The following is a 12,557-nucleotide window of genomic DNA, read 5'->3' on the forward strand; positions in this document are numbered from 1 at the left end:
TATCTGGAAAAGGTATTGGATTCAGGGCTGGCTGAATTGAAGTCAATTTAACAATATGTTCACGCTCTCGCCCTGGGTGGTTTGATTGCTGGCGTTGCCATGGCTATCAAATCCATCAATCCGACCATTAAGGTCATCGGTGTGCAATCTGAAAATGTGCACGGCATGGCGGCCTCTTTCTATGCCGGTACCATGACCAATCACAGAACCAGCAGCACGTTGGCAGATGGTTGTGATGTAGCAAGACCCGGTTCGCTGACCTTCGAAATCGTCAAGCAATTGGTGGACGATATTGTGCTGGTTACCGAGGACGATATTCGTCACAGCATGGTCGACATGATCCAGCGTAATAAAATCATTACGGAAGGGGCGGGTGCACTTGCCTCTGCCGCGCTGCTCAGCGGCAAGCTGAAACATTACGTAGCAGGTAAAAAAACCGTCAGCATTATTTCTGGTGGCAACATCGATCTGACCCGAATTGCTGAAATTATCGAACAGAACAATATTCGTCAATTTAGCCTGTAAGGAATGCAGTCATGATATTAGACAGTGTTGCGACCAGTAATAGTAAAGAGAATACGCGTGCCTGGCGTAAATCTGATACCACTTGGGGGTTGGGTCTGTTCGGTACGGCAATTGGTGCCGGAGTACTATTTTTCCCGATCCGGGCCGGATATGGTGGTCTGATCCCGATATTGATTATGATGATATTGGCCTATCCCATCGCATTTTATTGTCACCGGGCTCTTGCCAGATTATGCCTCTCCGGCAGTAATCCTTCCGCCAATATCACCGAAACTGTCGAAGAGCATTTCGGCAAGATGGGCGGTGTGGTGATTACCTTCCTCTACTTCTTTGCCATCTGCCCCCTGCTCTGGATATATGGGGTCACCATTACCAATACCTTTATGGCGTTCTGGGAACATCAACTGCAACTGGTTCCGCTCAATCGGGGTGTTGTTGCTCTTGGACTTCTGCTGTTGATGGCCTTTGTGATCTACTTCGGTAAGGATCTGATGGTCAAGGTGATGAGCTATCTGGTGTTTCCCTTTATCGCCAGCCTGATCGTTATCTCCCTGTCGCTGGTGCCCTACTGGAACAGCGCAGTATTTGATCAGGTCAACCTGAGTGAAATATCCATGTTCGGTCACGATGGTATTCTGGTTACCGTCTGGCTTGGCATCTCCATCATGGTCTTCTCCTTCAACTTCTCGCCAATTGTCTCCTCTTTCATTGTCTCCAAGCGGGAAGAGTATGAGCACGAGTTTGGTCGCGATTTTACCGAGAAGCGCTGCTCCAAAATTATCTCTGGTGCCAGCATGCTGATGGTTGCCGTGGTGATGTTTTTCGCCTTCAGCTGTCTGTTTACCCTGTCGCCGCAAAATATGGCGGAAGCCAAGGCCCAGAATATTCCTGTGCTCTCCTATCTGGCCAACCACTTCTCCTCGATGACTGGCAGCAAGTCTGCGTTTGCCACCACGCTGGAGTATGCGGCGTCCATTATTGCGCTGGTTGCCATCTTCAAGTCCTTCTTCGGCCACTACCTGGGGACGCTGGAAGGGTTGAACGGCCTGATCCTCCGCTTTGGCTATCAAGGTGACAAGAACAAGGTATCTTTGAAGAAGCTGAACATGATCAGTATGTTGTTCATCATGGGTTCCACCTGGCTGGTCGCCTATGTCAACCCGAACATCCTTGACCTGATTGAAGCAATGGGTGCGCCAATAATCGCTTCTCTGCTCTGCCTGCTGCCGATGTATGCGGTGAGCAAGACACCGGCACTGGCAAAATATAAAGGTCAGGCCAGCAACCTGTTTGTCACCATCATCGGTGTGTTGACCATCCTGAATATTGTTTCCAAGCTGTTCTGAAAACCTTTTCTGCAAGTCATTAACCATTCAGGCCCCTTGGCGGGGTCTGGATGGTGCAGTCAGACGTGATCAATAACCGGTTTTTGTTGGTACTCATTATTTGTGCCGTCGGCAAGGCTATCCGTTATTTGATCGTCGGTGTAAACACTGTGGCAAACATGCCCTGACTGCAGTGACTCGACACTATTAATCTCGAGGCGATGTAATGAAGTTTGATTCGTTGGTTCTGGTTATCAATTGCGGCTCCTCATCGGTCAAATTCTCGGTACTGGAGAGTCAATCCTGTGAGGTGGTGATATCCGGTATGGCGGATGGTATTGAGACGGCCCATCCCCAATTGCAAGTGGGTAAAGAGCCCGCGATGTCATTACCTGAAAATAACCACACCTGTGCATTGGCTGCCATTGCGACGGAATTGAAAAAACGGGATCTGCTGGATGCGATTGTGCTGGTTGGTCATCGGATTGCGCATGGTGGCAGTGAATTTAGCGAAGCTGTGATCATTGATGAACATGTCTTGGCCAAAATAAAGCAGGTGTCACCCTTGGCCCCCCTGCACAATCACGCCAATCTGAGCGGTGTGATGGCGGCTCGTCAGCTATTTCCGACACAACCCCAAATTGCGGTATTTGATACCGGCTTTCACCAGACTTTGAAGCCGGAAGCTTATATCTATGGGCTGCCTTATCAATATTTGCAGGATTACGGTGTGCGCCGTTATGGCTTCCATGGCACCTCTCATCGCTATGTCGCCGAGCAGGCGGTCTCCTTCCTTGGGTTGAATGGCAACGATGCCGGTCTGGTCATCGCTCATCTCGGTAATGGAGCCTCTATTTGCGCGGTACAAGATGGCAAGAGCGTCGATACCTCGATGGGGATGACGCCGCTGGAGGGGCTGATTATGGGCAGTCGCAGCGGTGATATCGACTTTGGTGCGCTGGCCTATATCGCCAGCAAGACCGGGCAATCCATCGAAGATATCGAGCGGGTATTGAACAAGCACTCCGGCTTGCTCGGTATTTCCGGTCTCTCTTCCGATATGCGGGTGCTGGAGGCGGCTTATCACGAAGGGCACCCCGGCGCTAAACTGGCGATCCACGCCTTTGTCCACCGTATTGCCCGCCATATTGGCGGTCATGCCACCTCATTGCGCCGACTTGATGCCGTTATTTTTACCGGCGGTATTGGCGAGAACTCCACGTTTATCAGAAAACTGGTGTGTGAACGGCTGCAGGTATTTGGCATCGCCATGAGCGAAGCGTTGAATAAACAACCCAATGCCATGGGATGCCGGATTATTTCTGCACCCGCTTCGGCAATATTTGCAGCCGTCATTCCGACCAATGAAGAAAAAATGATTGCGCTGGATGCCATTCGCCTGGGTCAAGAGATCCGTCAGGTCGAGTGTGTCTGAATATTTCAACTGTAATGTCATGAATCGTGAACGAGGTTTATTGAATGAAAATTGATGTGCAATTGGAGCAGGATAGTTATATCCAGGCATGGCAAGGTTTTGCCGGTGAAAACTGGAAACATGAAATCAACGTTCGTGATTTCATTCAGCAAAACTATACCCCGTATGAAGGCGATGAACAATTTCTGGCCGATGCCACCGAGGCGACCACCACCTTGTGGAGCAAGGTGATGGATGGGATCCGCATCGAGAATGCCACCCATGCGCCGGTTGATTTTGATACCAATATTGCCACGACCATTACTGCTCACGGACCCGGTTATATCGAACAGGGGCTGGAAAAAATCGTTGGCCTGCAAACCGACAAACCACTAAAAAGAGCGCTGCACCCGTTTGGTGGTGTAAATATGATCAGAAGCTCTTTTGAGGCATATGGTCGGGAGATGGATCCCGAATTTGAATATACCTTCAGCGAATTGCGCAAAACCCACAATCAGGGGGTATTTGATGTTTATTCACCCGAGATGCTGCGCTGCCGAAAATCGGGAATTTTGACCGGTTTGCCGGACGGTTATGGCCGTGGTCGCATTATCGGAGATTATCGTCGGGTTGCACTCTATGGCATAGATTATCTTATCCGTGAGCGGGAGCTGCAGTTCGCTGATCTGCAACCGGCCCTCGAACGTGGCGAGAATCTGGAGCAGGTGATCCGTCAGCGTGAGGAGCTGGCTGAGCACAAGCGGGCACTGGTGCAGATCAAGCAGATGGCGGCGAGCTACGGCTGTGATATTTCAGCCCCGGCCCGCACTACCCAGCAGGCAGTCCAGTGGCTCTACTTTGCCTATCTGGCGGCGGTGAAGTCGCAAAATGGCGGGGCCATGTCCCTCGGTCGCACCGCCACCTTCCTCGACATCTATATCGAGCGGGATCTGAAGGCGGGGCTTATCAGCGAGCAGGATGCCCAGGAGCTGGTCGATCACTTCATCATGAAGATCCGCATGGTGCGCTTCCTGCGTACCCCCGAGTTTGACTCCCTCTTCTCCGGCGACCCCATTTGGGCCACCGAGGTGATCGGTGGCATGGGGCTGGATGGTCGCACGCTGGTGACCAGGAACTCTTTCCGTTACCTCCATACCCTCAAGACCATGGGGCCTGCGCCCGAGCCCAACCTCACCATCCTCTGGGCGGAAGGGTTGCCACGTGCCTTCAAGACCTATGCGGCCCGCGTCTCCATCGATACCTCATCCCTGCAGTATGAGAATGATGACCTGATGCGCACCGACTTCGAGAGCGATGACTACGCCATCGCCTGCTGCGTGAGCCCCATGGTGATCGGCAAGCAGATGCAGTTCTTCGGCGCCCGCGCCAACCTCGCCAAAACCCTGCTCTATTGCATCAACGGTGGGGTGGACGAGAAGCTGAAAATCCAGGTTGGCCCGAAAGTGGCGCCCATCATGGACGAGGTGCTGGATTACGAGACCGTCATGGCCAGCCTCGACAGCTTTATGGATTGGCTGGCGGTGCAGTACATCAGCGCGTTGAACCTGATCCACTACATGCACGACAAGTACAGCTACGAGGCCTCCCTGATGGCGCTGCACGATCGCGACGTCTATCGCACCATGGCCTGCGGCATTGCCGGTCTGTCGGTGGCGGTCGATTCGCTGGCGGCCATCAAGTACGCCAGGGTCAAGCCGGTGCGCGATGCGGACGGGCTGGCGGTCGATTTCGTGATTGAGGGGGAGTATCCCCAGTACGGCAACAACGACGAGCGGGCAGACTCCATCGCCTGCGATCTGGTCGAGCGCTTCATGAAGAAGATCCAGGCGCTGCCGACCTACCGCAATGCGGTGCCGACCCAGTCGATCCTGACCATCACCTCCAACGTGGTCTATGGCCAGAAGACTGGCAATACCCCGGATGGTCGCCGCGCTGGTGCGCCGTTTGCCCCGGGGGCTAATCCGATGCACGGTCGGGATCGCAAGGGGGCGGTCGCGTCGCTCGCTTCGGTGGCCAAGCTGCCGTTCAAATATGCCAAGGACGGGATCTCCTACACCTTCTCCATCGTGCCGGGGGCGCTCGGCAAGGAGCCCGCTAATCGCGAGAACAATCTGGTGGGACTGATGGATGGCTACTTCCACCATGAGCGGGATGTGGAAGGGGGTCAGCACCTCAACGTCAACGTGATGAACCGCGAGATGCTGCTGGATGCCATCGACAATCCGGACAAGTACCCCAGCCTGACCATCCGGGTCTCCGGTTATGCGGTGCGCTTCAACGCCCTGACCCGCGAGCAGCAGCAGGATGTCATCTCCAGAACCTTCACCAACATGATCTGATTGATGTGCCCGGAGTGAGCGGGTTTGCTCCGGGCTGACCACTTATATGAAATCAAGGAGAAAGCTAAAGATGCGACAGGTTATCAGTACCAAAGCGGCACCGGGTGCCATCGGCCCCTATGTGCAGGGCGTTACCTTAAGCAGCGTGACCGGCAACATGATCTACACCTCGGGCCAAATCCCGCTGGATCCGGTGAGTGGCGAGATCCCGGAGAGCATCGAGGCGCAGACCCTGCGTTCGCTGCAAAACGTTCAGGCAATTATCGAAGCGGCAGGCGGCCAGGTGCGCAACATCATCAAGACCACGGTGTTTGTCTCGGATTTGAACGACTTTGCTGCGGTGAATCAGGTCTACAACGACTTTTTCACCAAGCACGATGCCATGTATCCGGCGCGCTCTTGCGTGGAAGTGGCCCGCTTGCCAAAGGATGTGAAGATCGAGATTGAGGCGATTGCTGCGCTGTAGCCCCCATCGGAAGGTGTCAGCACGCCAAAACAAAGCGGCTGCCATTGGCAGCCGCTTTTTCTATCTGGTCATCGGGCAGATCAGGCGATCCGTTCGATACGAGCCATGTAGAAACCGTCGAAGCCGGTCTCGGACGGGCTCACGGTGTGATCGTCACGCAGACGGAAGTTCTCGTTGGCCGCGAGGAACTTGTCCACCTGCTGGCGGTTCTCCTGCGGCAGGATGGAGCAGGTTGCATAGACCAGCAGACCGCCTACCTTCACCATCTGGCTGTAACGCTGCAGGATCTCTTCTTGCAGCGCGACCAGCACCGGCAGACGCTCGGCGGTATCACGCCACTTGGCATCCGGATTGCGCTTGAGGACGCCCAGACCGGAGCAGGGCACGTCCAGCAGTACGCGGTCGGCGCTCTCTTTGAGGCGCTTGACGGTCTTGCTGCTGGTGATGACCCGGGTCTCCACGTTGTGGGCACCGGCGCGACGGGCACGCTGCTTGAGGTTCTCCAGCTTCCACTCTTCCACATCCATTGCCAGCAGACGGCCTTTGCCCTGCATCATGGCGGCGATGTGCAGGGTCTTGCCACCGGCACCGGCGCAGGCGTCGATGACGCGCATGCCCGGGGTGACCTCCAGCGCCGCAGCAACCAGCTGGGAGCCTGCGTCCTGCTGTTCGAAGCAGCCATCGGCAAAGGCCTTGGTGCGGAACAGGGCGGCGTCAGAGGTGACCTGCAGGGCAGTCTCCACACCTTCAACCGGAATGGTGGTGACCTGCTCTTTGGCCAGAATGGCTTGCAGCTCATCACGGGTGCACTTGAGGGTGTTGACCCGCAGGTAGCGCTTGGGCATCCAGGCCAGGGCGGCACGCTCGGCAGGCCAGGCTTCACCCAGCTGCTCGCTGCCGAGTTTCTCCAGCCAGCTCGGGCAACCATCCATCAATACCGGGTTCTTCTTCGCCTCGGTCAGACGGCGGCGGAAGGCATCTTCATTGAAGCGATCCAGGGTCGGGTTGTTGGGCTGGGCAATCTTGTGGAAGGCGTGCCAGCTGTGCAGCAGCGGCCAGACATTCTTTTCGGCCTGACGCACCTGAATACCGGTGAGGAAGCAATAGAGGCTGAGACGACGCAGCAGGTCGCCGGTGACCAGGGCAATCCTTGCCTGTTCTTGCGGTTTGAGTTCGATACCGGAGAAGTGACGGGCATAAGCGCGATCCAGGGTGAGACCCTGACCGAGCACATCGTCAACAATGGCAACGACCAGATCCCCGAAACGGGGCAACAGTGGGGATTTGAGCATGAGATTAACCTTGGCCAGATAAAGATGAACCGCACCTTTGTGAAGAGGGGCAGTTCTAAAATTGACAAATCCGCGCAATGATAGGGGTTAGACGGGGTTGGCGCAACACTCCCACTCGGGAATGGTGGAAAGGGTTGCTTCAGCTTTGTATTGATGTGGCCGAATAAAAATAAAGTACAGGCCGCAATTCAGGCGATTGCATTAATACAAGGACTAAAAACAATGCATGTGACGAAATACTCTACGGTGGCCTTGCTGATGGCCAGCATGCTGGGCTCAACCAGCCTGATGGCCAGCGAATGGGGCACGGTTGCCGCCAGAGCAACAGCAGACGAGGGTTATGAGGTGCGGGCCCATCAGTTCCGGGTCGCCAAAGTGCCGCTCGACTATTTTGCCGGACTGCAAGCCGGGGCGAGTGAGCTGACCCTGCCGCTGCCCGATGGGGGGGAGGTCACCTTTGCTCTGGAAGCCTACGACGTGCTGCCCGCAGACCTTGCAGCCAAGTATCCGCAGATCCGCACCTTCAAGGGTTACAACTCGGCACATCCGGTCGATACCGGGCGCTTCGATCTGGGGCCGCAGGGTTTCCACGCCATGTTCAGCCATCAGGGCCAGATGGTATTTGTCGATCCGCTGCGCAATGCCGAAGGGTATGCCGTCTATTACCAGAAGGATGCCCATAGCCGTCTGGAAGAGGATGCCGACAAGGTAATCGGGCCGGGTGTCAGCAAACTGGTGCGCAAAGTGCAGGTTGATGGCAATGCGCGCAAGCGTTACACCATCGCTATCTCGGCAGCCGGTGAGTACACCCGATATCACGGTGGCTCCACGGTGCTGGCCCTGGCGGCCATCACTACCCTGCTCAACCGGGTGAACGAAGTCTATCAGCGCGACGTGGGGGCCGAGTTCGTGCTGGCCAGCGGTAATGACAGTGTGATCTTTACCGATCCGGTCAGCGATCCCTTTGTTAACACCGATGCGGATGCGGATCGCAACGTCGATGTGCAGGCGCAGGCCTTTGCTGATGGGGATTTGGGGGCATTTGATATCGGCCATGTGCTCAACACCGGTGGCGGAGGCTTGGCGGGGTTGGGTGTGTTATGTGTTGATGCCATGCCGCCTTATTACGCCTACGGGGCCAAGTCGTCAGGTATGACGGGTTCGTCAGACCCCGTAGGGGATGCTTTTTTTATCGATTATGTGGCCCATGAGATTGGCCACCAGTTCGGTGCCGATCACACCTTTAACGGTACAACGGGCAGTTGTGGTGGGGGCAACCGGGCCACCGGGCAGGCGTTCGAGCCGGGCAGTGGCAGCTCCATCATGGCCTATGCCGGCATCTGCGGTGAGGAGAATATCCAGCCGCACAGCGATCCCTATTTTCATAGCAAATCCATCGAGCGGATGCGTGCGCACATGGCGACCGTATCGACTTGCGGAACCACACTCCCGTTGAGCAATAATGCCCCGCAGGCTGCCGCCGGTAGCGATTATGTGATCCCGGCCAATACGCCATTTGCCCTGAAGGGGGCGGGAGCGGACCTTGACGGTGATCCTCTGCTCTACAACTGGGAGCAGATCGATCTGGGCAACGAATCGAGCAGCATCGCCACCATGGTTGACGATGGCACCCGGCCGCTGTTTCGCTTTGTTTCCCCCACCCGTTCTGCCGAGCGGATTTTGCCAAGCTTGCCATCGTTGCTCTCCGGTACTTTAGCCAAAGGTGAAGCTTGGCCGACCACCAATCGGGATCTCAATTTCAGACTGACGGTGCGCGATGGTCAGGGTGGCGTTGCCAGCGATGACATGAAAGTGCAGGTGAACAATACCGGCGCGGCATTTCGTATCACCAGCCCACTTTCCGGGGTCACTCTCACGCCGGGGGGCAGTCAGTCCATTGCATGGGATGTGGCGGGCACCATGGTGGCTCCTATCAGTTGCAGCAAGGTGGACATCTCGGTGACCCAGGATGAGGGTGTGAGCTGGACAACCCTGGCGGCCGGTCAGCCCAACAATGGCGCTGCAACGGTGACGCTGCCCGCCAATCTCACCAGCAGCGTCAGGCTGAAAGTGGCTTGCAGCGACAACATCTTCTTTGCCATCAGCCCCCTCAAACTGCCTTTGGTGCAAGGTGGCTCTAATTCAGGTGGCGGTGGTGGTGGCGGGTCGCTCGGATTGTGGACGCTGGCACTGGCGCTGCTCGGCTGGCAACGGAGGCGCACATGAGGGTAATTCCCCTGTTGCTGCTTGCTATGCTAGGTGGCTGTCAGGCCGATGCCAGCACGCTGAAACAGGAGCTGAGTGCAAACCTCGCCAAGCAGGATTACCGCCTGATAGTAATAGCCGGGCGGGGAGAGTTCGCCCCCGGTATTGCAGCCGAGCAGCAGGCCTCAGCCAAGGCACGCTGCGGCGTGCGTTATCTGGATGGGTTGGGTGATGTGATAAGACCCGAGCAGAAAGAGGCACATGCCAGGCTGAGTGCTTATGCCAGCGAGTATAACCAGCTCATGGTGACGCACTGCCCGGCAGCATCGGGTGCTGACAAGCAGTAATACGTCAATATACCCATCCAGATGAGGGGCACTTCTGCCCCCAGGTTATCCGTGAAGGCGCCAATGGCGCCTTCATTTTTTCCGTTTTTGAAGGGAGTCCGCTTGTTTCACCGGAGGTGTGGAGATCGGTAGTAGCAGGATTTTTAAGCGTGATAGCGGTTTTGTGCGGATTTTCTTTTCTGTCTGTCACGCAGAACGGCCATTTACGCTGCACCATACTTGGGATCACCAAGGTAGGGCAAGGAGGCTCTATGAAGCATGGCATTGCGGTGATTATCACCAGTTTGTCTGTTCAGGTTGCGGCAGAACCCCAGTGGACCTTCATGGATGAGAGCGTGGCAAGGGGGGGCGTCTATGATGTGCGAGCTGACAAGGTCAGAGTGGTCGTTCCGGACAAGCCTTTTGAACCCGGGCATCTTGCCAGTGTGTTGACCTTGCCGCTACCCGATGGCACTACGGTGCAGTTTGATGTTCATCCCAATGCCCTGCTCCCTGACGCGTTGGCCCTACGTTACCCTTCTATCAATACCTACAATGGCAAGGCCATCGATCAGGCCACGGATACCGGTCGATTCGATGTCACCATGCATGGTTTTCACGGTATGTTTACTCACCGGGGGCGTACCTTTTACATCGATCCGCTTCAGGACGGTTTCTCCTATGCCGTTTATGAGCAGCAGGATGCCTGGCGCCGACAGTATGTGGATCAGGTGCTGGATTCTCTGGGGGCCGATCGCGAGCGGGCCGTGCTGGTCGATGGCAATTTGCGCAAGCGCTACACCATCGCCATCTCGGCAACCGGGGAATATACCCAGTATCACGGTGGTACCAAGGTTGCTGCACTCTCGGCTATTGCAACACTGTTCAATCGGGTCAATGAAGTCTATCGCCGTGATGTGGGTGCCGAGTTTCAGCTTGCAGCCGATACGGACAAGGTGATTTTCACCGATCCGGCAACGGATCCCTTCACCAACTCGACCCAGGATATCGCCATCAATCAGACCCAGCAGGGGATCTTGTTAAATCCAACCTTTGATTTGGGCCATCTGCTGGCGACATCCGGTGGCGGCGTGGCGACCCTGAGATCCCTGTGTAACCCCTTCAGCCGTTCACGGGGCATGACGGGGGGCTCACCGCCTGTCGGCGATGCCTTCTTTATTGATTATGTGGCGCATGAGCTGGGGCATCAGTTGGGGGCCGAACACTCTTTCAACGGCACAGCCGACAGTTGTGCGACGGGTCGCAAGGCTGATTCAGCCTGGGAGCCGGGCAGTGGCTCGACCATCATGGCCTATGCCGGGATCTGTGGTGAAGAGAATCTGCAGGTTAACAGCGCGCCTTTTTTTCACAGCAAGTCGATCGAGCAGATGCGCACCCTGATGGTTTCTCTGCCCACTTGCGGCACAGATCTGGCGCTTGCCAATAACGCGCCGGTCGTGGATGCGGGGGGCGATCGGGTGATCCCCGCCAATACCCCTTTCACACTGGTCGGCAGCGCGCTGGATCTGGACGGTAATCCCCTGAGTTACACCTGGGAGCAGGTTGATCTTGGCAATGCGTCCTACAGTGTGGCGACCATGATGGATGATGGAACCCGTCCGCTGTTTCGTTTTGTCTCTCCGACATCGGATCCCCGTAGAACCTTGCCCGCCATGAACTCGCTGATCTCGGGTGTATTGGCCAAAGGAGAGGCGTGGCCTGCGACCAATCGTAACCTTCAGTTCCGCCTTACCGTGCGCGATGGGCAGGGGGCGGTGAGCAGTGATGAAATGGTGGTTCAGGTGATCAATACCGGCGCGGCATTTGCCATCACAGCCCCGCAGATCGGCACCATGGTGGCGGGTAGTACCCAGATGGTGACATGGGATGTTGCAGGGACCGATCAGCCCCCCATTAACTGCTCTCGCGTGGATTTGGCACTGACACAGAATGGCGGGTCTAGCTGGACGACGCTGGCAAGCGGATTGGCCAATAACGGCTCGGCCAGTGTGGTGTTGCCTGCACCGTTGACCAGCACGGCCAGGCTGAAGTTGGCATGCAGCAATAATATTTTTTTCTCTATCAATGGGATAAAAGGTAATGCGTCGGCCACGACGGAGAGTGCAACCGTCATTACTGGCAACAGTGCGGGCGGCGGTGGTGGTGGCGCTGTGAGTCTTATCGTGATCTTCCTGATGGGAGGGGCAGCCGGATGGCGCAGATATTACGGCTAGTCGCCAGTTTGCTGCTTTTGCATATCTGCACAGGGCTGGTTATGGCCGCCTCTCTGACCGAGACAATAGAGGAGAGCCTTGCCGCGCAGGATTATCGGCTCATCGTGCGCGGCGGGCGTGGCGGTATGGCCCCGGGAGTTGTGGAGTCACTGCAAGCAGAAGCGAGGACCCGATGCGGAGTGCGTTATCTGGAAGGGTTCGGTGATGTCATTGAGATGGGCAAGGAGGCGGAGTTCGAGCAACGGATTGACTATGCCACCCGATATAACCGGCGGATGCTGGAAAAGTGCATGCCGGAGGCGATTGAGAGGTAATAGTGTGCAGGTAAGCACAGCGGGGAGGCAGTTGCCTCCCCGCTGCGTTATGGCTTGTCACTGGCAGACGGGCGGAGCACAATGCCTGCGTCACTC

The 12,557-nt window shown here is 56.2% G+C and carries 9 protein-coding genes and 1 pseudogene; 9 read left to right on the forward strand and 1 reads right to left on the reverse strand.

Annotated features, from left to right (window positions below; genetic code table 11):
- Positions 1-69: 69 nt before the first annotated feature.
- From PG888_RS13500 to PG888_RS13520, 5 genes and pseudogenes are all read left to right on the forward strand, one after another.
- A pseudogene (locus tag PG888_RS13500) lies at positions 70-525 on the forward strand (pyridoxal-phosphate dependent enzyme); the annotation flags it as partial.
- 11 nt (positions 526-536) lie between these two features.
- Positions 537-1,871 (forward strand): threonine/serine transporter TdcC, encoded by a 1,335-nt coding sequence (gene tdcC, locus PG888_RS13505; RefSeq protein WP_182937944.1) that lies wholly within the window; start codon positions 537-539, stop codon positions 1,869-1,871.
- Between the two features lie 205 nt (positions 1,872-2,076).
- A complete protein-coding gene (tdcD, locus tag PG888_RS13510; protein ID WP_182937943.1) occupies positions 2,077-3,285 on the forward strand; it encodes a propionate kinase in 1,209 nt (402 codons plus the stop codon).
- Positions 3,286-3,329: 44 nt separating this feature from the next.
- Positions 3,330-5,624, forward strand: a complete 2,295-nt coding sequence (gene pflB / locus PG888_RS13515) for a formate C-acetyltransferase (RefSeq protein ID WP_182937942.1) — start codon at positions 3,330-3,332, stop codon at positions 5,622-5,624.
- A gap of 70 nt (positions 5,625-5,694) precedes the next feature.
- Positions 5,695-6,090, forward strand: coding sequence for a RidA family protein (locus tag PG888_RS13520; RefSeq protein ID WP_182937941.1), 396 nt, complete (start codon positions 5,695-5,697; stop codon positions 6,088-6,090).
- A gap of 80 nt (positions 6,091-6,170) precedes the next feature.
- Here PG888_RS13520 and PG888_RS13525 read toward each other — a convergent pair whose 3' ends face one another.
- Entirely contained in the window at positions 6,171-7,382 is a 1,212-nt protein-coding gene (locus PG888_RS13525; RefSeq protein ID WP_182937940.1) for an RsmB/NOP family class I SAM-dependent RNA methyltransferase, read from the reverse strand.
- Between the two features lie 222 nt (positions 7,383-7,604).
- Between PG888_RS13525 and PG888_RS13530 the strand changes: the two genes are divergently transcribed.
- The 4 genes from PG888_RS13530 (at position 7,605) to PG888_RS13545 (ending at position 12,461) form a co-directional block, all read left to right on the forward strand.
- Positions 7,605-9,608, forward strand: coding sequence for a reprolysin-like metallopeptidase (locus PG888_RS13530; protein ID WP_270693564.1), 2,004 nt, complete (start codon positions 7,605-7,607; stop codon positions 9,606-9,608).
- Positions 9,605-9,934, forward strand: a complete 330-nt coding sequence (locus PG888_RS13535; protein WP_182937938.1) for a hypothetical protein — start codon at positions 9,605-9,607, stop codon at positions 9,932-9,934. The genes PG888_RS13530 and PG888_RS13535 overlap by 4 nt, the downstream gene beginning before the upstream one ends.
- 251 nt (positions 9,935-10,185) lie before the next feature.
- Complete coding sequence (locus tag PG888_RS13540; protein ID WP_182939776.1) at positions 10,186-12,147, forward strand: reprolysin-like metallopeptidase; 1,962 nt, start codon at positions 10,186-10,188, stop codon at positions 12,145-12,147.
- Positions 12,126-12,461, forward strand: coding sequence for a hypothetical protein (locus PG888_RS13545; RefSeq protein WP_182937937.1), 336 nt, complete (start codon positions 12,126-12,128; stop codon positions 12,459-12,461). The genes PG888_RS13540 and PG888_RS13545 overlap by 22 nt, the downstream gene beginning before the upstream one ends.
- Positions 12,462-12,557: the final 96 nt, after the last annotated feature.

This window comes from Aeromonas sp. QDB23 (genome assembly GCF_027707745.1).
In the GTDB taxonomy this organism is placed as follows: domain Bacteria; phylum Pseudomonadota; class Gammaproteobacteria; order Enterobacterales; family Aeromonadaceae; genus Aeromonas; species Aeromonas allosaccharophila.